The 22,250-nt window shown below is 66.0% G+C and carries 21 protein-coding genes; 2 read left to right on the forward strand and 19 right to left on the reverse strand.

Going from position 1 to position 22,250, the window contains the following annotated elements; all coding sequences use genetic code 11:
- Positions 1 to 12: 12 nt before the first annotated feature.
- From hfq to ndk, 9 genes are all read right to left on the reverse strand, one after another.
- A complete protein-coding gene (gene hfq, locus WI26_RS08555) occupies positions 13 to 252 on the reverse strand; it encodes an RNA chaperone Hfq (protein ID WP_006399927.1) in 240 nt (79 codons plus the stop codon).
- Positions 253 to 393: 141 nt separating this feature from the next.
- Entirely contained in the window at positions 394 to 1,731 is a 1,338-nt protein-coding gene (gene der, locus WI26_RS08560; RefSeq protein WP_069225744.1) for a ribosome biogenesis GTPase Der, read from the reverse strand.
- Positions 1,732 to 1,978: 247 nt separating this feature from the next.
- A complete protein-coding gene (bamB, locus tag WI26_RS08565) occupies positions 1,979 to 3,124 on the reverse strand; it encodes an outer membrane protein assembly factor BamB (RefSeq protein ID WP_069225745.1) in 1,146 nt (381 codons plus the stop codon).
- 40 nt (positions 3,125 to 3,164) lie between these two features.
- Positions 3,165 to 3,794, reverse strand: a complete 630-nt coding sequence (locus tag WI26_RS08570) for a tetratricopeptide repeat protein (protein WP_059449869.1) — start codon at positions 3,792 to 3,794, stop codon at positions 3,165 to 3,167.
- A 55-nt stretch (positions 3,795 to 3,849) separates the two neighbouring features.
- A complete protein-coding gene (gene hisS, locus WI26_RS08575; RefSeq protein WP_059449870.1) occupies positions 3,850 to 5,190 on the reverse strand; it encodes a histidine--tRNA ligase in 1,341 nt (446 codons plus the stop codon).
- A 21-nt stretch (positions 5,191 to 5,211) separates the two neighbouring features.
- Positions 5,212 to 6,516: a flavodoxin-dependent (E)-4-hydroxy-3-methylbut-2-enyl-diphosphate synthase gene (ispG, locus tag WI26_RS08580; RefSeq protein ID WP_069226386.1), complete on the reverse strand. Its 1,305-nt coding sequence runs from the start codon at positions 6,514 to 6,516 to the stop codon at positions 5,212 to 5,214.
- A 106-nt stretch (positions 6,517 to 6,622) separates the two neighbouring features.
- On the reverse strand, positions 6,623 to 7,648 hold the full coding sequence (locus WI26_RS08585; RefSeq protein ID WP_069225746.1) for a helix-turn-helix domain-containing protein: 1,026 nt from the start codon (positions 7,646 to 7,648) through the stop codon (positions 6,623 to 6,625).
- A gap of 136 nt (positions 7,649 to 7,784) precedes the next feature.
- Positions 7,785 to 8,924, reverse strand: a complete 1,140-nt coding sequence (gene rlmN / locus WI26_RS08590; protein WP_014896906.1) for a 23S rRNA (adenine(2503)-C(2))-methyltransferase RlmN — start codon at positions 8,922 to 8,924, stop codon at positions 7,785 to 7,787.
- Positions 8,925 to 8,979: 55 nt separating this feature from the next.
- On the reverse strand, positions 8,980 to 9,405 hold the full coding sequence (gene ndk, locus WI26_RS08595; RefSeq protein WP_006478674.1) for a nucleoside-diphosphate kinase: 426 nt from the start codon (positions 9,403 to 9,405) through the stop codon (positions 8,980 to 8,982).
- 250 nt (positions 9,406 to 9,655) lie between these two features.
- Here ndk and WI26_RS08600 point away from each other — a divergent pair, with 250 nt between their 5' ends.
- Positions 9,656 to 10,354, forward strand: coding sequence for a Bax inhibitor-1/YccA family protein (locus WI26_RS08600; RefSeq protein ID WP_006761414.1), 699 nt, complete (start codon positions 9,656 to 9,658; stop codon positions 10,352 to 10,354).
- A gap of 67 nt (positions 10,355 to 10,421) precedes the next feature.
- On the opposite strand, the gene rlmD is transcribed toward WI26_RS08600, so the two are convergent.
- On the reverse strand, positions 10,422 to 11,819 hold the full coding sequence (gene rlmD / locus WI26_RS08605) for a 23S rRNA (uracil(1939)-C(5))-methyltransferase RlmD (RefSeq protein ID WP_081334249.1): 1,398 nt from the start codon (positions 11,817 to 11,819) through the stop codon (positions 10,422 to 10,424).
- A 208-nt stretch (positions 11,820 to 12,027) separates the two neighbouring features.
- Between rlmD and WI26_RS08610 the strand changes: the two genes are divergently transcribed.
- Positions 12,028 to 12,882 carry an endonuclease/exonuclease/phosphatase family protein gene (locus WI26_RS08610; RefSeq protein WP_069225748.1) on the forward strand — a complete coding sequence of 285 codons (855 nt, stop codon included), beginning with the start codon at positions 12,028 to 12,030 and terminating at the stop codon, positions 12,880 to 12,882.
- A 27-nt stretch (positions 12,883 to 12,909) separates the two neighbouring features.
- Here the strand turns inward: WI26_RS08610 and WI26_RS08615 are convergent, their stop codons facing one another.
- The 9 genes from WI26_RS08615 to dnaX all read right to left on the reverse strand — a co-directional run bounded on the left by WI26_RS08615 (position 12,910) and on the right by dnaX (position 22,240).
- Positions 12,910 to 13,686 carry a 3'-5' exonuclease gene (locus tag WI26_RS08615; RefSeq protein ID WP_069225749.1) on the reverse strand — a complete coding sequence of 259 codons (777 nt, stop codon included), beginning with the start codon at positions 13,684 to 13,686 and terminating at the stop codon, positions 12,910 to 12,912.
- 3 nt (positions 13,687 to 13,689) lie between these two features.
- Complete coding sequence (gene rpoS / locus WI26_RS08620) at positions 13,690 to 14,775, reverse strand: RNA polymerase sigma factor RpoS (RefSeq protein ID WP_059464402.1); 1,086 nt, start codon at positions 14,773 to 14,775, stop codon at positions 13,690 to 13,692.
- A gap of 11 nt (positions 14,776 to 14,786) precedes the next feature.
- Complete coding sequence (locus WI26_RS08625; protein WP_069225750.1) at positions 14,787 to 15,665, reverse strand: peptidoglycan DD-metalloendopeptidase family protein; 879 nt, start codon at positions 15,663 to 15,665, stop codon at positions 14,787 to 14,789.
- 5 nt (positions 15,666 to 15,670) lie between these two features.
- The gene (locus WI26_RS08630; RefSeq protein ID WP_069226387.1) at positions 15,671 to 16,600 is read right to left on the reverse strand and encodes a protein-L-isoaspartate(D-aspartate) O-methyltransferase; all 930 of its coding nucleotides are present in this window, start codon (positions 16,598 to 16,600) and stop codon (positions 15,671 to 15,673) included.
- Complete coding sequence (gene surE, locus WI26_RS08635) at positions 16,597 to 17,358, reverse strand: 5'/3'-nucleotidase SurE (protein ID WP_059464399.1); 762 nt, start codon at positions 17,356 to 17,358, stop codon at positions 16,597 to 16,599. The genes WI26_RS08630 and surE overlap by 4 nt, the downstream gene beginning before the upstream one ends.
- A 230-nt stretch (positions 17,359 to 17,588) precedes the next feature.
- Positions 17,589 to 18,794 (reverse strand): CaiB/BaiF CoA transferase family protein, encoded by a 1,206-nt coding sequence (locus WI26_RS08640; RefSeq protein ID WP_069225751.1) that lies wholly within the window; start codon positions 18,792 to 18,794, stop codon positions 17,589 to 17,591.
- A 48-nt stretch (positions 18,795 to 18,842) separates the two neighbouring features.
- Positions 18,843 to 19,439, reverse strand: coding sequence for a recombination mediator RecR (gene recR, locus WI26_RS08645; protein WP_069225752.1), 597 nt, complete (start codon positions 19,437 to 19,439; stop codon positions 18,843 to 18,845).
- Positions 19,440 to 19,470: 31 nt separating this feature from the next.
- Complete coding sequence (locus WI26_RS08650; RefSeq protein WP_006755698.1) at positions 19,471 to 19,797, reverse strand: YbaB/EbfC family nucleoid-associated protein; 327 nt, start codon at positions 19,795 to 19,797, stop codon at positions 19,471 to 19,473.
- 94 nt (positions 19,798 to 19,891) lie between these two features.
- A complete protein-coding gene (dnaX, locus tag WI26_RS08655; protein ID WP_069225753.1) occupies positions 19,892 to 22,240 on the reverse strand; it encodes a DNA polymerase III subunit gamma/tau in 2,349 nt (782 codons plus the stop codon).
- Positions 22,241 to 22,250: the final 10 nt, after the last annotated feature.

Consider the following 22,250-nt stretch of genomic DNA (forward strand, 5'->3'; position numbering starts at 1 on the left):
CGCTGCGATGGGTTAGGACGAGGCTTCCGCGTCCGGGTGGAAATTCACCGGGCGCGCCGGCACGACCGTCGAGATGGCGTGCTTGTAGACCATCTGGGTCACCGTATTACGGAGCAACACGACGTACTGGTCGAACGATTCAATGTTCCCTTGCAGCTTGATGCCGTTGACGAGATAGATCGAAACGGGAACGTGCTCTTTGCGCAGTGCGTTCAAAAACGGGTCTTGTAACAATTGCCCTTTGTTGCTCATGGCGTACTCCATCTTTTTTTGCAGGTTGATCTGGATTGGCGACGAAGAAAAAGAGATCCGGCGCCAATCGCTACACTATAGCTGATTTTGCATGCCCCGCCCGGGCATAGGCCATGCGGCCTATCCCTTGCAGGACCTGCTTCAGCCCTTGTCCGCGTACGGGTTGTTCGACGAACGGAACTCTATGCGCAATGGAGTCCCGGTCAGTGAGAAAGTTTCGCGGAATCGGTTTTCGAGGTAGCGCTTGTAGGTTTCCGTCACTGCGTCGAGCGCGTTGCCGTGAATGACGATCAGCGGCGGATTCTGGCCGCCCTGGTGCGCGTAGCGCAGCTTCGGACGCACCGGGCCGCGACGACGCGGCTGCTGGAACTCGACCGCCTCGATCAGCGCGCGCGTGAGCTTCGGCGTCGGCAGTTTCGCCATCGCCGCCGCGTACGCGTCGTCGACCGAGCGCATCAGCGCGCCGATGCCGGTCTTCTTCGCGGCCGAAATGTAGTGTGATTTCGCGAAGTCGAGGAATTTCAGCTTGCGGGTCAAATCCGCTTTCGCACGATTGCGTGCGTGGTCGTCGAGGCCGTCCCACTTGTTCACGCCGATCACGAGCGCGCGGCCCTGTTCGACGACGAAGCCGGCGATGTGCGCGTCCTGGTCGGAAATGTCCTGCTGCGCATCCAGCAGAAGAATGACGACGTTCGCGTCGGAGATCGACTGCAGCGTCTTCACGACCGAGAATTTCTCGATCGCCTCGAACACCTTGCCGCGGCGTCGCAGGCCCGCGGTGTCGATCAGCGTATATTTCTTGCCGTTGCGCTCGAAGTCGACGTAGATCGAATCGCGCGTCGTGCCCGGCATGTCGAACGCGATCACGCGGTCCTCGCCGATCAGCGCGTTCACGAGCGTCGACTTGCCGACGTTCGGCCGGCCGACGATCGCGATCTTGATGCCGCGCGACGGGTCGTCCTCGTCCGCTTCCTCGGGCTGGCCCGCGTAGGCGACCTCCAGCGCTTCGTTGATCATGTCGGTCACGCCGTCGCCGTGCGCGGCCGAGATCGCGCGCGGATCGCCGAGCCCGAGCTCGTAAAAGTCCGTCGCGACCGCCGTGTACTTCATCCCTTCGGCCTTGTTGACGACCAGGAAGATCGGCCGGCCGGTCTTGCGCAGGTAGTCGGCGATCGACTTGTCCTGCGGCGCGAGGCCGTTACGCCCGTCGACGATGAACACGACGACGTCGGCTTCCTCGACGGCCTGCCGCGTCTGACGTGCCATCTCGTGCAGGATGCCGTCCTTCGCGACGGGCTCGAAGCCGCCGGTATCGACGACCAGATACGGCCGTGCGCCGACCCGCCCTTCGCCATAATGGCGATCGCGCGTCAGGCCCGGCAAGTCGGCGACCAGCGCATCGCGCGAGCGCGTGAGCCGGTTGAACAGCGTGGATTTCCCCACATTGGGGCGCCCAACGAGGGCAATGACCGGTTTCATCTGTGTTTTCTACGGTGATGCGCAGCAGCGGGAAGCCCGCTGCTGCGGGCGGCTGCGCTGAATGAAAATATCACGAATTCGCGCCGCGCCGGATGCGCGCGCCGGGCGCGCGTTGCGCGCCGTCGTCTTTCGTTTCGAACTGCCTTTCAAATACCGAGCGGCCGGGGACACCGGCCGCCTTCATGTCACGCAACCGCGCGCGCGGGACGAGTCCGCCGCGCCGCGATTGCGCTCGTTGCGTGGCGCGTCAGCGCGGACGGAACCCGTACAGCCCACCGTCCTTCGTCTGCACGACCAGCGTGTTGCCCGCCAGGACCGGCGCCGCGGTAATCGCGCTGCCGTCGGTCTTCATCCTGGCGATGAAGCTGCCGTCCTCGCGCGACAGGAAGTGCACGAAGCCCTTGTAGTCGCCCATCACGACCGCATGGCCGAGCAGGTAAGGCACGCCGACGTCGCGGCTCTTCAGCTTGTCGTTGCGCCAGAGCTGGTTGCCGGTTGCTGCATCATAAGCCGTCACGACCGACCAGTCGTCGCCACCGGCAACGACCGAATCGTCCTGCGCGAGACCGCTGCGGCTCGAGAACGCCTTTTCCCACAGCGGACGGCCCGAGTTCGCATCGAAGCAGCCGAGCTGACCCTGGAACGTGACCGCGCACGTTTCGGCACCCACGAGCGTCGGCGGACCGCTGACGTCGTTGATGCGCTCCACTTCGGTCACGCCCTTCGGGAACGACACGGGCGTCTGCCAGAACGGCTCGCCCGTCTGCAGGTTGATCGCGACGAGACCACCACCGGGGAAGCCCGCCAGCACGGCCGCATCGCCGGCGAACGTCATGCCGGCCGACACGCGCAGGTTCAGCGGCACCGCACGGTTGCGGTAGTTCCACTTCTGCTCGCCCGTCTGCGCGTTGAACGCAATCACCTGGCCGTCGATCGTGCGCACGATCACGAGACCGTTGCCCACCAGCGGCGGCGAAAAGATCTCGCCCTGCACGCTCGTCTTCCACAGCTGCTTGCCGTCGGGGCCCAGCACGAACACGCCGCCCTTCAATGCGCCGACCGCCGTCAGGTTGCCGTCGCTGCCGACACCGGCCGACAGATCGGAACCGACCTTCGAGCGCCACAGCGTCTGGCCCGTCTTCGCGTCGATCTTCTCGACCGAACCGTTCTCGCCGGCCGCGTAGACGGCGTCGCCCACGGCAACCGGCGAGAACAGGTAGCGCCCGCCCTTGCCGACGCTCGCCTTCCAGACCTGTTGCACGTCCATGACGGGCTTGAACTCGGTGAGCGGCGTCGGCACGCGGCGCGCGTCCTTCGACGACGAGCAGGCCGCCAATGCCAGGACAGCCGCCGCGCAGGCTACGGGCACAGCGTAACGTTTCAGCAAATTCATCGGTTAGCGAAGCAGAGTTAAGAGGTTGAGGGGGCCGGGATCAGCCGCCGAGCGCATCGAGCTTGAACTGCACGAGCTGACGCGCAGACTGGTCGTCCTGCGACAGGCCGTCGAGCGCAAGCTTGTACGCGGCGCGCGCATCGTCGGTCTTGCCTTGCGCGGCAAGCAGATCGCCACGGCGATCTGCCACGAGGCCCTTGAATGCGTCGACCGGCGTGCCGGACAGGAGCGCGAGGCCCGCATCGTACGCTTTCTCGTCGAGCAGCAGCGATGCGAGACGCAGCTTCGCGATCTGCTTGTACTCGTCGTCCTTGGCGTGATCGACGGCCCATTGCAGCTGCGCCTTCGCACCGGCGGCGTCGCCGGCCGCGTACAACGTCTTCGCAGCCGTCAGCGCGGTCATCTGCGCATACGGCGTGCTGCCGAACTTGTCTTCCATGTCGGCGGCCGCGCGGGCCATCGTCGCCTTGTCGTTCGCGGCGGCGGCCTTCTGCACCTGCTCGTACAACCCGGAAGCCTCGGCGGCCTGCCGGCGCTGCCAGTAGTTCCAGCCGTTGAAACCGGCCGCGACGACCAGCGCCGCGAGCACGATCCACGTGGTGAGGTTGCCCCAGCGGGCCCACCACGCCTTGAGACTTTCAATCGATTCTTGTTCGTCGTGGTAACTCATCGGCGAGCGATTCCTTCCTTTTCAGGCTTTTCTTGTCGAGCGAATGCCAGCGCGATCAGTCGTCGCCGTCTTCGGCGGATGCAACCATCGCATTGATTAGGAATTCGGTCAAGCTTTCGACCGGTACGGTCTGCTGAACGTTCTTTTCCCCGTCCTCGCCCGTACCGCGCAACGCTTTCACGCCCACCGTGCCGTTCGCGACCTCTTCTTCGCCGAAGATCACCGCGAACGCGGCGCCGCTCGCATCGGCCCGCTTCATCTGCGACTTGAAGCTTGCCGGACCGCCGTCGGCGCTGCAGTGGAAAATCACGTCGAGGCCCGTATCGCGCAGACGCTCGGCCGCGATGAATGCCTGTTCGCGCGCCGTCTCGCCCTGGTGCACCACGTAGACGTCGACACCTTCCTGCTCGGGCGCAAGATCCTCTTCCTTCAGCAACTCGAGGATGCGCTCGATCCCCATCGCCCAGCCGCACGCGGCGGTCGGCTTGCCGCCGAGCTGCTCGATCAGCGGATCGTAACGGCCGCCGGCCGCGACAGTACCCTGCGCGCCGAGCTTGTCGGTCACCCACTCGAACACGGTCAGGTTGTAGTAGTCGAGGCCGCGCACGAGACGCGGGTTGATCTTGAACGGAATGTTGTTCGCCAGCAGCAGGCGCTGCAGCCCCTCGAAATGGGCACGCGACTCGTCGCCCAGGAAGTCGATCAGCTTCGGCGCGTTCTGCGCGATTTCCTGCAGCGCGGGGTTCTTCGTGTCGAGCACGCGCAGCGGATTCGTATACAGGCGACGCTTCGCGTCCTCGTCCAGGACATCGACGAACTGCTCGAGATACTTGATCAGTTCGACGCGGTGAGCGGCGCGCTCTTCGGCGAGGCCGAGCGAATTGATCTCGAGCTTAATGCCGGTCAGGCCGAGGTCGTCCCACAGGCGCTGGCACATCATGATGATCTCGGCATCCGCATCCGGGCCCGCGAAGCCGAGCGCCTCGACGCCGACCTGGTGGAACTGACGGTAGCGGCCGCGCTGCGGTCGCTCATGACGGAACATCGGGCCGATGTACCACAGGCGCTTCGGGCCGTCGTACAACATGTTGTGCTCGATCGACGCGCGTACGACGGCGGCAGTATTCTCCGGGCGCATCGTCAGGTTCTCGCCGTTCAGCGCGTCGGTGAAGCTGTACATCTCCTTCTCGACGATGTCCGTGACTTCGCCGATGCCGCGCGTGAAAAGCTGCGTATGTTCTACGATCGGCGTGCGGATGTTCTGATAGCCGTACGCGCGCAGCAGCGATTTCACGGTAGCTTCGAAGAACTCCCAGAGGCCGGCATCCTGCGGGAGGATGTCGTTCATGCCCTTGACGCCGGTGAGCTTCTCGATCTTGCGTTTCTGTTCAGTCATCGTTCGTGTGTGTGGACGAATTTAATTCAGGGCTTCGGTGCGGCCGTAATTGCGTGCGACGTAGTCGCTGACGATCTGCTGGAATTCCTCGGCGATCCGCTCACCGCGCAGCGTCTTGACCTTCTCGCCGTCGATGAAGACGGGCGCGGCCGGGTTTTCGCCCGAACCCGGCAGGCTGATGCCAATGTTCGCGTGCTTCGACTCGCCCGGGCCGTTGACGATGCAACCCATCACCGCGACGTTCATCTTCTCGACGCCCGGATATTCCTTGCGCCAGACCGGCATCTGCTCACGCAGATAGGTCTGGATCTGCATCGCGAGTTCCTGGAACAGCGTGCTCGTCGTGCGGCCGCAGCCCGGGCATGCGATCACCATCGGCGCGAACGAGCGCAGGCCCATCGTCTGCAGGATTTCCTGGCCGACGATCACTTCGCCCGTGCGCGATGCGCCCGGCTCCGGCGTCAGCGAAATGCGGATCGTGTCGCCGATCCCTTCCTGCAGCAGCACGCCGAGCGCGGCCGTCGACGCGACGATGCCCTTCGAGCCCATGCCGGCCTCGGTCAGGCCGAGGTGCAGCGCGAAGCCGCAGCGGCGGCCGAGCTCGCGGTACACGGCGATCAGGTCCTGCACGCCGCTGACCTTGCACGACAGCACGATGCGGTCCCGGCCGAGGCCCAGTTCGACCGCGCGCTCGGCCGAGCCGATCGCCGACTGGATCAGCGCTTCGTACATCACGCTCTGCGCATCCCACGGCTGCGAACGCGCACCGTTCTCGTCCATCATGCGCGCGAGCAGGTCCTGATCGAGACTGCCCCAGTTCACGCCGATCCGCACCGGCTTGTCGTACTTCGCCGCCGCTTCGATCATCTGCGCGAACTGCGTGTCGCGCTTCGCGCCCTGACCGACGTTGCCCGGGTTGATCCGGTACTTCGACAGCGACTCCGCGCAACCCGGGTAGTCGCGCAGCAGCAGGTGCCCGTTGTAGTGGAAGTCGCCGACGAGCGGGACGGTCACCCCCATCCGGTCGAGCTGCTCGCGGATCGCCGGCACGGCGGCGGCCGCCTCCGGCGTATTGACCGTGATGCGCACCAGCTCGGAGCCCGCATTCGCGAGTTCCTTGATCTGGATCGCCGTGCCGATCGCATCGGCCGTGTCGGTATTCGTCATCGACTGCACGCGCACCGGCGCATTGCCGCCGATGGTCACGAGCTGCCCGCCCCAACGAACATCCACCGCATGCGACACGCGACGCGGCTGATGCCCGCCGAACACCGGCTCGGTTGAACAAATCTGACTGCTGCGTGGGGATTGAGCTTCGGATTGCATCGATAGATCCATTTACGCGGAATGCGCCGCAAGGCGGCGCATGAATTGAAATAGCGCCGTGCCCCAGCGACCCGTCCAGGACGGGCCTGCGTCACGGCGCTTGACGTCAGGGCAACGTGAACCGCGCCACGTTACCCCGCGCTGCCGAATATTTCGCCGGATCGACAGGCTTTCCGTCGAACGCGACCGTATCGAGACCGGCCTTGTTGCCGATCGTGACCTTGAACGGCCCGTCGCCGGCGACCTGCTTCGTCTCGCCGGCCCGCACCAGCGCCGAGAACAGCTCCTTGCCGTTCTTGTCGCGCACGCTGAACCAGCAATCCTGCTTGACCTTCAGTTCGACCATCGACTGGCCTGCCGCCACGACGACGCTCGCAGGCTGCGCCGGCGCGGCCGTGCTGCTCGCCGCTGCCGTCGCGACGATCGGTTGCGACGCGGGCACAGCAACCGTCGAGGCCGGAGCCGAAGCAACCGGAGCAGCCGACGCAACGGGCTGCGGTGCCGCGGCAGAAGCTGCAACCTGCGCCTGGACGTCGTTGCCGACGGCCGTCGACGCGCCGCCCGCGGCCGCCTCTTCGACGGAAGCTGCGGCCGGCGCGCTCGCCGCCGACGCATGTTCGGTCTCGCCGCCGCCCTTGAAGCGCGCGAGCCAGCTCGACGAATCGCCGCCAGTGTGCCACATGAGTACCGCGATCACCGCGACGACAACGATTGCCGTTCCCCACAGCCACGGATGATGGCGCGACGAGCCGCCGAGCGGAATCGACACGCGGCCGCGCGGCAGATCCGTCCCCGACGACGCAGGCATCGACAGATCGACTTCCGGCACGCCGCGCTCGCGGCGCAATGCCTGCGCAAACGGCTCGGGATCGACACCGAGCATCTTCGCGTAGCTGCGCACGACACCGAGCGCGAACGTCACGCCGGGCAAATGGCTGATATCGCCTGCCTCGAGCGCTCGCAGCTTCTGCGGGGCGACCTTGAGCCGCGCCGACACGTCGTCGACCGTCCAGCCCTTCGCTTCCCGGAGCTGCGCCAGTCGACTGCCGACGGCCGTCAGCGATTCAAGCCCTGCCTGCGCCGGCTTCGCGGCATTCGTCTCTGCGCCGTTTGTCGGCTGCGGCTCACTCATCCTTGTCCTCGCGTCGATTCTTCTTCACTGGCGGGCGCCGCCGGCTCCCGCAACCGTCCATATCATGCGCGGCGCCGAGGCGCCGCGACCGATCGCTATTCGCGTGTTGTACCGCCAAAAAGTTCGGGCATCCCCGTCAAACCGCCCGAACTTCGATGATTTTTGCTGCTGCACCCGTTCGCTCCGCCAGGCGCGTGCGGTCCTTCACGGCGCCGGCCAGCTGGCCGCACGCGGCGTCGATATCGTCGCCGCGCGTCTTGCGCACGGTCGTGACGACACCCGCGTCGATGAGGACCTGCGCGAAGCGCTTGATCTGCTCCGGCTTCGAGCGGATGAGGCCCGATTCCGGAAACGGATTGAACGGGATCAGGTTGAACTTGCAGGGCACGTCGCGCGTGACGGCCAGCAGTTCACGAGCATGCGCTTCGGTGTCGTTGACGCCATCGAGCATGCAGTATTCGAAAGTAATGAAGTCGCGCGGCGCAACTTTCAGATAACGCTGGCACGCGGCCATCAGCTCGCGAAGCGGATGCTTCTTGTTGAGCGGCACCAGTTCGTCGCGCAGCGCGTCGTTCGGCGCGTGCAACGAAACGGCGAGCGCGACCGGCAGTTCGGCACCGAGGCGGTCCATCATCGGCACCACGCCGGACGTCGACAGTGTGACGCGGCGGCGCGACAGGCCGTAGGCGTTGTCGTCGAGCATCAGACGCATCGCGGGCACGACCGCGCTGTAGTTCAGCAGCGGTTCACCCATGCCCATCATCACCACGTTGGTGACGACCCGTTCGGCCTTGCCGTTAGGACCGGGCGCACGACCGAGCGACGCACGCAGTGCAAATTCGGCCATCCGGAGCTGGCCGATGATTTCGGCTGTCGACAGGTTGCGGGAGAAGCCCTGCTTGCCCGTCGAGCAGAAGCGGCAGTTGACCGCACACCCGGCCTGCGACGACACGCACAGCGTGCCGCGCGTCTCTTCCGGGATGAAAACGGTTTCGACCGCATTACCGTTTCCGACGTCGATCAGCCACTTGCGCGTGCCGTCGGTGGAAACGTGATCGCTAACGATATCGGGCATCACGATCGACGCTCGGCCCTTGAGCTTTTCTCTCAGGGACTTCGCGAGATCAGTCATGCCGTCGAAATCGCCGGCGTTGTACTGATGGATCCAGCGCTGCAACTGCTTGGCGCGGAACGGCTTCTCGCCGAGGCTGCCGCAGTACGCGACAAGACCCTCGGCATCGAAGTCGAGAAGATTGACGGAAGTTTCGCTCGTCATGATGTGCTGCCTTGCCGCGTGCGCTGAATCCTGCCTACGTGTTGCCAGCCAGGGCTTAGCGCGAGTAGACGTTCATTTCCGGGAAGAAGAACGCGATTTCGACCGCAGCCGTTTCGGCAGCGTCCGAGCCGTGCACGGCGTTCGCGTCGATGCTGTCGGCGAAGTCGGCGCGGATCGTGCCCTTTTCCGCCTTCTTCGGATCCGTCGCGCCCATCAGGTCGCGGTTCTTCAGGATCGCGCCTTCACCTTCCAGAACCTGGATCATCACCGGGCCCGAGATCATGAAATCGACGAGATCCTTGAAGAACGGACGTGCCGCGTGAACTGCGTAGAACTTCTCTGCGTCCGCACGCGACAGGTGTGCCATGCGCGATGCGACGATCTTCAGGCCGGCGCCTTCGAAACGGCTGTAGATCTGGCCGATCACGTTCTTTGCCACCGCATCCGGCTTGATGATCGACAGGGTGCGCTCGATTGCCATAAAAACTCCAAGAAATTAAGAAGTTACAGGTTCAAATGAATCCGCTATTGTAGCACGATCCCGTGTATCATTGCGATTGAACCCTTACACGAGTGAAAGGTTCAGAATCCATATGTTTTTGCGCCGCGCGGCCATTGAAACCTCGGGGCGCGGAACGTATCTTAGCCATAGCTGCTCCGGTTTGCTGCGCCGCACACCGCGCGCGCCGAACCGGCCCGGGACGCCCACGCGTTCAATGTTAGGAGAAACCATGAACGACTATCCGTACAATTTCGGCCGCGGCGGCTCCGTCAGCACCGCGGAGGTTCGCAATCGCGTGCTGCGGAACACGTACTGGCTGCTCGCGCTGTCGATGGTGCCGACGGTGCTGGGAGCATGGGTCGGCGTCGCGACGGGCTTCTCGCTGTTCGCGGCCACGAGCCCGATGATGAGCCTGCTTGCGTTCTTCGCGATCGCCTTCGGCTTCATGTTCGCGATCGAGCGGACGAAAAACAGCGCGGCCGGCGTGTTCGTGCTGCTCGGCTTCACATTCTTCATGGGGCTGATGCTGTCGCGCCTGCTGAGCTTCATTCTCGGCTTCTCGAACGGCCCGTCGCTGATCATGCTCGCGTTCGGGGGCACCGGCATCATCTTCGCCGCGATGGCGACGATTGCGACGGTCAGCAAGCGCGACTTCTCGGGGCTCGGCAAGTGGCTGTTCATGGGCGTGATCGTGATCCTGCTTGCGTCGGTCGCGAACATCTTCCTGCAACTGCCGGCGCTGATGCTCACCGTGTCGGTGCTCGCGATCGCGATCTTCTCGGCCTACATGCTGTTCGACGTCCAGCGCGTCGTGAACGGCGGCGAGACGAACTACATCTCGGCTACGCTTGCGATCTACCTCGATCTGTACAACGTGTTCACGAACCTGCTCGCGCTGCTCGGCATCTTCGGCGGCAACCGCAACTGACGGTCGCTGCATACCATGAAAAAACCGGCCTCGAAGGCCGGTTTTTTTACGTCCACCGCCCGTCCGCTCAGTCCCGCTCGAACAGCGCGATCGATTCGACGTGCGACGTATTCGGGAACATGTTGACGACCCCGGCACCCTTCAGCCGATAGCCAGCCTCGTGCACGAGCAGGCCTGCGTCGCGCGCGAGCGTCGACGGGTTGCACGACACGTAGACGATCCGCTTCGGCAGCGGGCCTTCGCCGCTCTGTGCGATTTCGGCCAGCGCCTTCGACACCGCGAGCGCGCCTTCGCGCGGCGGGTCGATCAGGAATTTGTCGAACGCGCCGAGCGCACGGAGGTCGTCGCCCGTGACCTCGAACAGGTTCCAGCACGCGAACGTCGTGTGACCGTCGACACCGTTCTCGCGCGCATTCGCCAGTGCGCGCGTCGTCAGCGTCTCGCTGCCTTCGATGCCCATCACCTCGCGCGACAGCCGCGCGAGCGGCAGCGTGAAGTTACCGATCCCGCAGAACAGGTCGAGCACGCGATCGTCGCGCGACGGCGCGAGCAGGCGCAGCGCCCGGCCCACCAGTACGCGGTTGATCTGATGGTTGACCTGCGTGAAGTCGGTCGGCTTGAACGGCATGCGGATACCGAATTCCGGCAGCGTGTAGTCGAGCGGCACGTCGAGCGGATAGAACGGCGTGACCGTGTCCGGCCCCTTCGGCTGAAGCCAGAATTGCACCTTGTGCTCGTCCGCGAACGCGCGCAGCAGCGCTTCGTCATCGGCATTGATCGGCTCCAGCACGCGCAGCACCAGCGCCGTGACTTGCGAACCGACCGCGAGCTCGATCTGCGGCATCCGGTCACGGATCGACAGCCCCTCCACCAGCCGACGCAGCGGTATGAGCATCGCCGACACGTGCGGCGGCAGCACTTCGCAGCTCGTCATGTCTGCGACATAGCTGCTCTTTCTTTCATGGAATCCGACCAGCACACCGCCCTTCTTCGCGACATTGCGCACGGTCAGGCGCGCGCGGTAGCGGTAGCCCCACGACGGGCCGTGGATCGGCGCGAACATCGTCTCGGCGCGCAGCTTCGACAGGTGCCACAGGTTGTCCTCGAGCACGCGCTGCTTGATCGCCACCTGCGCACGCATGTCGAGGTGCTGCATCGAGCAGCCGCCGCAAGTGCCGAAGAATTTGCACTTCGGCTGCGTGCGCAGCACGCTTGGGCGCAGAATGTCGACAACGGTTGCCTGCTCGTAGCTCGGCTTGCGACGATAGCTGGAATAGGTCACGCGCTCGCCGGGCAACGCGCCCTCGACGAAGATGACCTTGCCCGGCGAGCCGTCCTCGGTCGCCGTGCGGCCGACACCGCGCGCTTCCATGTCGAGCGATTCGATCTCGAGAACCGGGGCAGGCCCGGGCGCGACGGGCGCATTTTTCGATTTGCGCGCAGAAGTGGGGACGGCTTCGGACACCAGCTTTTCCTGACAAAACGTTGAAGAAGGCGAGATTGTAGACGACGAAAGCCCGCATCGCCCGCTTTCGTGGCGCAAGCATCGATACGGATACGTCCAGCGCACCGCGTGATGCGGGAAGGGGCCGCCGCCGGCTCGCATGAGCGGCGTCTTGCCAGGCCACCGGGCGGCACAAGTTCTGCTCGCACGAGATTCAGGAGACTCGACCATGCGACTGATCGACTGGAACGTTCAATGGGGTCGGGACGCGGACGGCGTCGTCGATCTCCCGCGCACCATCGCCGCCGCCCGCCGGCTCGGCGACTTCGACGTGTTGTGTCTGCAGGAAGTCACGCGCGGCTTCGGTGCACTGCCCGGCCGGCCGGGCCCCGACCAGTTCGCCGAACTGGCGGCGCTACTGCCCGGCTATACGATCGTCGATGCCATCGGCGCCGACCTGCCGGCGCTCGAGCCCGGTGCGCCGCGCCGACAGTTCGGCAACGCGATCGCGACTCGGCTGTCCGTCCAGCGCGTTCTGCGCCACCTGCTGCCTTGGCCGGCCGACGCGGACGCACCATCGATGCCGCGCGTCGCGCTCGACGTCGAACTGGTGACGCCGTCGGGCCCGCTGCGGGTTGTCACGACGCACCTCGAATACTATTCGGCACGCCAGCGACTCGCGCAGGTCGATGCGTTGCGTGATCGGCACCGCGAGGCCTGCGCCCACGCGGATCGGCCCGCGCCGGCGGAAAATGCGACGGGGCCGTTCAGTGCGACCGGCCAGCCGCGCGACGTGATCGTCTGCGGCGATTTCAACAGTGCGTTCGGCAGCGATGCGTACCGGCGCATGCTGGCGCCGATCGCCGACGCGCCGCCGTTCGTCGATGCGTGGATTGCCTGCCACCCGGGCTGCACGCCGCCACCGACCGCCGGCGTCTACGACACGGTGCAATGGTCGGAAGGGCCGCTGGCATGCGATTTCGTGTTCGTGACCGATACGCTGCTGCCACGCGTCACGCGGTGCGAGATCGACGGCAACCTGCGCGCGTCGGATCACCAGCCGGTCGTGCTCGAACTCGCTTGATCGCTGCGGCGGCGCGGGCCGCCCGCGTCACACGTCGAAACCGGCCAGATATTCGGCCCAATGCGACGCGGGCTCCTGTGCCAGCGCGTTCTTCACGAGCAGGATCTCGTCGGCATACTCGTTCGGCGTCAGGCCACCGCGCATCAGTTGGAATCGGCAATACAGCAGGTAGGTATTGACGACGTCCGTTTCGCAATAGTTGCGGATTTCCTCGATCCGGCCGTTCTGGAACGCGGGCCACACCTGGCTACCGTCCATCCCGAGCTTGCCCGGAAAGCCGCACAGCTTCGCGAGGGCGTCGAGCGGCGCATTCGCGCGCGCCTGATACATCGCGAGCACGTCCATCAGATCGGTGTGCCGCGAGTGATAGCGCGAGATGTAGTTGTTCCACTTGAAGTCGCGGTCGTCCTCGCCCAAATCCCAGTAGCGCGTCGCAGGGATCCCGTGTACGAGCGCACGGTAATGGAGTACCGGCAGATCGAAACCGCCGCCATTCCACGACACGAGTTGCGGCGTGTATTTCTCGATCACGCGATAGAACGACTGGACCAGCGTCGCCTCGTTATCCTGCGGTGTGCCGAGCGAGCGCACGCGAAAACCGTTGTTGTCGCGGAACACACAGGAAATCGCCGCGATCCGCTGCAGGTGATGCGGCAGGAAATCGCTGCCCGTCTTCTCGCGCCGTGCGGCGAACGCATGTTCGGCCACCGCGGCATCGTCGAGCGTCGCGGGCAGGTCTTCCAGACGGCGAATGCCGTCGACATCGGGAATGGTCTCGATGTCAAAAACAAGAATCGGAGTCATCGGTTACAGAACGGCGTCCTTGCGCACGCCATTGGAGGCGAAGAACCGCTTGAGGCGCACCAGCGCTTCCTGCTGGATCTGGCGTACGCGTTCGCGCGTGAGCCCCATCTCGTCGGCCAGTTCCTCGAGCGTGGCCGGTTCGATGTGGTTCAGGCCGAAGCGGCGCTCGATCACGTGCCGATGCTTGTCGGACAGGCGCGACAGCCACGCGCGCGTGAGCGTCTCGAGTTCGCGGTGCTGCACTTCGGCGTCGGGCGACTGGCTCTGGTCGTCGGGCAGCAGATCGAGCAGGCTGCTCGCGGGATCGAGATCGAGCGGCGCGTCGAGCGACGCAGTGTGCTCGTTGAGCGCGAGGATGTCGGTGACTTCCTCGGCGGTCTTGCCGGTGAGATAGGCGATGTCGTCGATGCTGGCTTCGCGGCGCTCGGCTGCGTCGCCCGTCGACATCGAATTCTTTTCGAGGTGGCGCTTCGCGCGCAGCACCTGATTCAGTTCGCGGATCACGTGCACGGGCAGGCGCACTGTGCGGGCCTGGTTCATGATCGCCCGTTCGATGCTCTGCCGGATCCACCACGTCGCGTAGGTCGAGAAACGAAAGCCGCGCGTCGGGTCGAATTTCTCTATCGCATGCATCAGGCCGAGGTTGCCTTCCTCGATCAGGTCGAGCAACGGTACGCCGCGGTTCAGGTAACCCTTCGCGATGCTGACGACGAGACGCAGATTGCGCTCGATCATCACCTGCCGTGCCTCGAATTCGCCGGCCTTCGCGAGACGCGAATAGCGCTGCTCCTCCTCGACGGTCAGGAGCGGCTTCACGCTGATGCGATTCAGGTAATGCTGGATCGTGTCGGCCGTGAGCTCGGCCTGCAGCAATGCGCGGAAATCGTCGACATCGGGCGCGGCTTCCGCGCGGCCTTCGTGCTCGTCGTCGCCGTCCGCTTCGGCGTCGCGTGCCTCGAGATCACGTTCGTTTTCCGCGATGTCGTCTTCGTCGTCCGTCGAAGCGCCAGCTCGCTCCACCGATGCTTGCGTGGCACGACTGATCTTCTCAGACTCGGCTTGCGGCTCGTGGCGCTTCGATTTCGGCATGGTCGTCTCGGTTATTGAGGCGGCAAATACTTCAGCGGATCGACAGGTTTACCCTGCCGGCGAACCTCGAAATGCAGCATCACGCGGTCGGCATCGCTGTTACCCATCTCGGCGATCTTTTGCCCCTTCGTCACCGCGTCCCCCTCTTTTACCATCAAAGCGCGATTGTGTGCATACGCCGTGAGGTAAGTTGCATCGTGTTTGATGATAATGAGGTTGCCGTAGCCACGCAGGCCGTTGCCCGAGTAAACGACGCGACCGTCGGCCGCCGCCTTCACGGCCTCGCCGGACGTGCCGCCGATATTGACGCCCTTGTTCTTCGCGTCGTCGAAACCGTTCAGCACCGGGCCGCGCACGGGCCATGCAAACGTCACGGGGCCGCTCGGCGCAGCGGCCGTATCGCTCGATGCGGCAGCGGGCGGCGTGACCGCGGACGACGAACCCGCGGCCGGCGTGGCGGGACCGCTGCTGAGCGGTGCGGTCGCGACGGCGGCGCCGGCGATCGGCGCGGCGGCCGGCGAGCCGGCAACCGCGGCACCGCCCGGCGGCGCGACGCGCAGCAACTGGTCGACTTCGATCTGGTTCGGGTTCGCCAGGTTGTTCCACGCGGCGATGTCGCGATAGTTCTGCCCGTTTTCGAGCGCGATCCGGTACAACGTATCGCCCGGTTTCACACGGTAGAAGCCGGGCGGCGGCGGGCCGAGCGGCACCGTCGGCTGCGCGGCGGCGGTCGTGCCGAGCGTTCCGGAGCGGTCGACGACGGGCGCGTTGTCGAGCCGCGTCGCACAGGCGGCCAGTAGCGTGGAGAACGCAGCCACACAGATCGCGCGCTGGGCGAACGTGAGCGGTTCCCGGGTTCGGTTGTTTTGCATCGCGCGCAACATACTCATCGGTTTCAAATCACTCCGGATTTTAAAGGGACAAAGAAAACGCGATCAAGCCGCGACTCCCGCCATTGCGCGTGCGCGACACGCTCGACGAGCGTGAGCACCTGGGGCTGCCCGCTCTGCGCGCCGACCGGCGCGACGAGCCGCCCGCCGATCGCGAGCTGCTCGAGCAGCGCCTGCGGCACATCGAGCCCCGCCGCCGCGATTACGATCGCGTCGAACGGGCCCGCGGACGGCAAGCCGACACGCCCGTCGCCGTAATGCAGACGGATGTTCGGCACGCGCAGCGGCCGCAGGTTCAGCTTCGCGCGCTCGTAGAGCGGCTTGATGCGTTCAATCGAATACACGTCGCGTGCCACGTGACTCAGCACCGCGGCCTGGTAGCCGCAACCGGTGCCAATCTCGAGGACGCGCTCGAGCGTGCGACCGGCCATCGCGAGCTCGATCATGCGCGCGACGACCGACGGCTTTGAAATCGTTTGCTGATGGCCGATCGGCAGCGCGGCATCCTCGTACGCCTGCGTCGCGAGCCCCGGATCCACGAACATGTGGCGCGGCACCGCGGCCATCGCATCCAGCACGCGCGCGTCGGTCACGCCGTTCGCGCGCAGGCGTTCGACCATGCGCTCGCGCACACGTTCCGACGTCAGCGCGAACGCACCGGCCGGCGCGACGCTCGGCGCAGCCGGCTTGGGCACCGCAGGTTTCGGCGCGGTCGGTTTCGGCGCGGTCGCCGGCTTCGCGGCCGTCGTGCCGGGCACCGTGCGGGCGACGGCCGTCTTCACCGCCACCGGCTTCAGCACGGCGGCGGACTTGTCGACAGCCTTCGCCACCGCGCCCGCCGCATGGCGTTCGCCGGCCCGGCCTTCCGATTTGCGTGGCGCTCGCTTGAGATCTTCGAGCGCGAGCGGAAACCGCTTCGCGCGCTCGCCGCTCATGAAGTCCGCCCTCCTGCGCGCGCCCATTCGCGCGTTGCAGGCAGCATTTGCGTATGCGTGAGATCGAGTTGCAGCGGCGTGATCGATACGAAACCGTTTGCGACGGCGTGGAAATCGGTGCCTTCGCTCGCGTCCAGTGCCGCACCCGCGGCACCGATCCAGTAGATCGGCTCGCCGCGCGGGTCGGTCTGGCGAATCACCGGCTGGGACGGGTGACGCTTGCCGAGGCGCGTGACCTGCCAGCCTTTCAGTTCGTCGTACGGCAGATTCGGGATATTGACGTTCAGCAGCGGCTGACCGGGCAGCGGATTCGCGAGATAGTGCTCGACGATTTCCGCAGCGACGCGCGCCGCGTCCGTCAGATGCGCCCAGCCCTTCTCGGCCAGAGAAAACGCGATGGCCGGCACGCCGAACATGATGCCTTCGGTGGCGGCCGCAACTGTCCCTGAATAGAGCGTGTCTTCGCCCATGTTCTGGCCGTTGTTAATCCCGGACACGACGAGGTCGGGCCTCGCGTCGGCCATCCCCGTCAACGCGACGTGTACCGAATCGGTGGGCGTGCCGTTCACGTAGAAGAAACCCGTATTCGTCGCGCGCTGCACTGACAGCGGCCGCGACAGCGTGAGGGAATTCGATGCGCCGCTGCAGTTCTGCTCGGGCGCGATCACCGTGAGGTCGGCCAGCGGCTGCAGCGCGTCGCTGAGCGCGGCGAGACCGGGGGCGAGATAGCCGTCGTCGTTGCTGAGTAGGATTCGCATCCGGCGATTGTAACCGAGGAAAGATGGCGCGAGAGCGACAGTCCGGCGGCTGCGCACGGGCCGAAACGCGCGACGTGCGCGCGGTGCGCCACCGCATTGCGAGGCGGCGTGGCGCGCGTGCGAGACTACGTTGCAGCGCCCTGCATTTTCCGCCCCGAATGGCCGCCTCTCGGGAGATACCCTCTCGTGCAGGCCCGGCGCGAATCGCCGGGCCTCCGGCCTCGTCACACTCAGATCGCGCCAGCCTCGCGCAGCGCGGCAATCGCCTGCGCGTCGTAGCCGAGGCCGTGCAGCACCTCGTCCGTATGCTCGCCGAGCTCGGGCCCGAGCCAGCGCGTTTCGCCCGGCGTGTCGGACAGCTTCGGCGTGATGTTCGGCAGTGGAATATCGGTGCCATCGGCCAGCTTGAAACGCTGGATCATCTGCCGCGCGACGAACTGCGGATCGGTGAACATGTCCGCGGCGCTGTAGATGCGCCCGGCCGGCACGTCGGCCGCGTTGAGCACGACGAGCGCCTCGTCGATCGTGCGCGGCGCGAGCCACGCGGCGATCGCATCGTCGATCTCCTGCGTACGCGGCACGCGTCCGTCGTTGCTTGCAAGCGCCGGATCGTCGGCGAGGTCGTCGCGCTCGATCGCCTTCATCAGCCGCTTGAAGATCGGGTCGCTGTTGCCGCCGATCACGATGCTGCCGTCGCGGCATGCGTAGGTGTTCGACGGCACGATGCCCGGCAGCGACGCACCGGTGCGCTCGCGCACCATCCCGTACACGCCGTACTCGGGCACCACGCTTTCCATCATGTTGAATACCGCTTCATACAGCGCAACGTCGACCACCTGGCCCGCGCCGCCGTTCACCTTGCGGTGGTGAAGCGCCATCAGCGCGCCGATCACGCCGTGCAGCGCGGCGATCGAGTCGCCGATCGAGATGCCGATGCGCGGCGGCGGCAGATTCGGATAACCGGTGATGTGGCGCAACCCGCCCATCGATTCGGCGATCGCGCCGAACCCCGGCCGGTCGCGGTACGGGCCCGTCTGCCCGTAGCCGGACAGGCGCACCATCACGAGACCTGGGTTGTCGGCCGACAGCACGTCGTAGCCGAGGCCGAGCTTCTCGAGCAGGCCCGGGCGGAAGTTTTCGATCACGATATCGGCCTCGCTCGCGAGCTGCCGTGCGATTGTCTTGCCTGCATCGGATTTCAGGTTGAGCGTGACCGATTTCTTGTTGCGCGCCTGGACCGACCACCACAGCGACGTGCCGCCCTGCTCCGGATACAGCTTGCGCCATTTGCGCAGCGGGTCGCCGCCGTTCGGATCCTCGATCTTGATGACTTCCGCGCCGAATTCGGCAAAGAGGCGCGACGCGAACGGCCCCGCGATCAGCGTCCCGAATTCGAGCACTTTGACGCCCGCGAGGGGGCCCTGGCTGGTGCTCATGTGTCTCCCTGGCATGAGGAACGGCGCCGCCGGCCGGCGGCGCCCGGCTTAGATCGTCCGGCGGTCGAGCATCGCGCGGGCGATCGTGCCCGCGTCGACGTATTCGAGCTCGCCGCCCACCGGCACGCCGCGCGCAAGGCGTGTAACCGCGAGCCCGCGAGCCTTCAGCGTCTGGCCGAGGTAGTGCGCAGTGGCCTCGCCCTCGTTCGTGAAGTTGGTCGCGAGCACGACCTCCTTGACGATCCCGTCGGACGCGCGCCGCACGAGACGATCGAAATGGATTTCCTTCGGACCGATCCCATCGAGCGGGCTCAGCCGCCCCATCAGCACGAAATACAGCCCGCGATACGTCATCGTCTGCTCGAGCATGATCTGGTCGGCCGGCGTCTCGACGACGCACAGCAGCGTCGGATCACGCTCTTCGTCGCTGCACACCTCGCAAATCTGCGCTTCCGTGAACGTATTGCACTTCTCGCAGTGCTGAAGATGCTCGGTCGCGAACAGCAGCGACTGGCCGAGCCGCTCCGCGCCCTCCCGATCGTGCTGCATCAGGTGGTACGCCATGCGCTGCGCGGATTTCGGCCCGACACCGGGCAACACGCGCAACGCTTCGACGAGCGCAGACAGGGCAGACGGCTGTTTCATACGGCGGCTGAAAGCTGAACGGACGCTGCGCTCAGAACGGCAGCTTGAAGCCCGGGGGCAGCGGCAGGCCCGACGTCATGCCGCTCATTTTTTCCTGCGACGTCGCCTCGGCCTTGCGCACGGCATCGTTGAACGCGGCCGCGACCAGATCCTCGAGCATGTCCTTGTCGTCCGCGAGGAGGCTCGGGTCGATCGCCACGCGACGCACTTCGTTGCGGCAGGTCATCGTCACCTTGACGAGGCCGGCACCCGACTGCCCTTCGACTTCGATCTGCGCAAGCTGCTCCTGCATCTTCTTCATGTTTTCCTGCATTTGCTGCGCTTGCTTCATCAGTCCGGCGAGGTTGCCTTTCAACATGGGAATACTCCTTCTTGATCGTGTGAAAACCGGCACGCGGCGCGTGCCGGTCAATGTGCGCGGGCGTGATTGTGCCTGTCGCGGTGCGATTCGTTCAATGCAGCGTCGGGGGCGTGCCGTCCGGCGCCGAATCGACGAGCGGCCGCACCGAGCCTTCGACGATACGCGCACCGAAGTCACGCACGAGTTGCTGGACGAACGGATCGCCATGGATGTCCTGCTCGGCCTCGCGCTGGCGCGCCGCGCGCGCGGCCGCATCGAGCGCCGCTGCGGTGCGCCGCGCGGGCCCAATTTCGACCGCAACTTCGACAGCCTTGCCGAGCGCGTCGGCCAGAGCGGCCTTCAGCTTCGCGACCTGGGCAGCGTCCGCATACTGCGGCACCGGCACGGACAGTTTCAGCGTCGTCGCGTCGACAGCCGTCAGCTCGCTGTTGAACGCGAGCTGATACGCGACGCCCTTCAGTGGCAATCGTGCGGCCAGCGCCGGCCATTCGCCGCCGAAGCCGACCGGATCGAGCGCGATCGCAGGCGGCAGCGGGCGCGTGTCGACCGGTGCGGACGGACGCGCCTCCGCCGGCTTCGGCGCAATGCGTACGTCATCGGGGCCGCTGTCGAACACCGGCACGAAGCCGTCGTCCGCCGCACCGCCGAACATCTCGTCGGCGCTGAGCGGCACGTATTCGTCCGGCGGAATGTCTTCCCACGGCGGCGGGGCCTGACGCGTGTCGGCTGGCTGCGGCGCGCGCTCCGCCGCGCGCGGCGTCGGCACCTGCACGGCAGGTCGCGATGCCGCAGGTTTCTCCTGGGCTGGCTGGGCCGCCGCCGGTTTCGACGCGACGCCCGCCCGCGAGCGGTCGGACGACACGCGCATGCCGGCATTGCGCAGCACGTCGAGCGCGGCAGCAGCCCCCCCGCGGGCCGCCGGGCGCGCGGCGGGCTCGGCCGGGCCAGCACGCGGCGCCTGTTCGGCAGCGGGCGCTGGTTCGTCGTTGCGCTTGGCGGCAGCAGGCGATTCGGGTTCGTTGCGCACGGCAGGCAGCGCTTCGCCCGATGGCGCGGCCTGCGGTGCCGGGCCCGCTTCCGGCTGCGGCACGGCAGGCGTTGCGGCAGCAGCCGCAACCGGTGACGAGACGGGCTTCACGGCCTGCGCTGCCACTGCATCGCCGGACCGGGCCGGCGACGGACGCGCAGCGGGCGCGGCCGGAGCGGCCGCTTGCGGGCGTGCTGCGTCCGCGGCGGCTGCCGGTACCGAAGACGGCCCGGCGGGGGCCGCCGACGCGGCGGCGGCCACACGCGGCGCAGGCGCGGGTACGGCCCGCGGCACAGCCGGCTGACCGCCCGGCGCACTGCCGGTGCCGACGGTCGGTTCGAACGCGAGCATTCGCAGCAACGTCATCGTGAAGCCTGCGTATTCGTCCGGCGCAAGGCCGAGCTCCGCGCGTCCGACCGTCGCGATCTGATAGAACAGCTGAACCTGCTCGGGGCTCAGCGTTTCCGCGAAGCGGCGCAGGTCGGCCGCTTCCGGCCATTCGTCGAGGACCGAACCCGGCGCGAACTGCGCCCATGCGATCCGGTGCAGCAGGCTCGCAAGATCCTGCAGCGCGGTGGAAAAGGACAGGCTGCGCAGCGACATCTCGTCGGCGATCGCGAGAATCTCCGGGCCGTTGCCGGCCGCGAGCGCATCGAGCAGGCGCACCATATAGGTCTGGTCGAGCGCGCCGAGCATGCCCGATACGGCCGATTCGGTCACTTCGTTCGCCGAATAGGCGATCGCCTGGTCGGTCAGCGACAGCGCATCGCGCATGCTGCCCTGCGCGGCGCGCGCGAGCAGGCGCAGCGCCTGCTGTTCGAACGAGATCCGCTCTTCGCCAAGGATTCGTTCGAGATGCGACACGATGTGCCCGGCCGGCATCTGCTTCAGATTGAACTGCAGGCAGCGCGACAGCACGGTGACGGGAATCTTCTGCGGGTCGGTTGTCGCGAGGATGAACTTGACGTGCGGCGGCGGCTCCTCGAGCGTCTTCAGCATCGCGTTGAACGCATGATTCGTCAGCATGTGCACTTCGTCGATCATGTAGACCTTGAAGCGCGCATCGACGGGCGCGTACACTGCGCGCTCGAGCAGCGCGGCCATCTCGTCGACGCCGCGGTTGCTCGCCGCGTCCATTTCAACGTAATCGACGAAGCGGCCTTCGTCGATCTCGCGGCACGCGCGGCACACGCCGCACGGCTGCGACGTGACGCCGGTTTCACAATTGAGCGCCTTCGCGAAGATCCGCGACAGCGTCGTCTTGCCGACACCGCGGGTTCCGGTAAACAGATAGGCGTGATGGAGACGCCCGCCGTCGAGCGCGTGCGTGAGCGCCCTGACGACGTGCTCCTGGCCGACGAGCGAAGCGAAATCCTTCGGACGCCACTTGCGTGCGAGAACTTGATAGGTCATCGGGAAATTG

The sequence above is a fragment of the Burkholderia diffusa genome (assembly GCF_001718315.1).
GTDB lineage: Bacteria > Pseudomonadota > Gammaproteobacteria > Burkholderiales > Burkholderiaceae > Burkholderia > Burkholderia diffusa_B.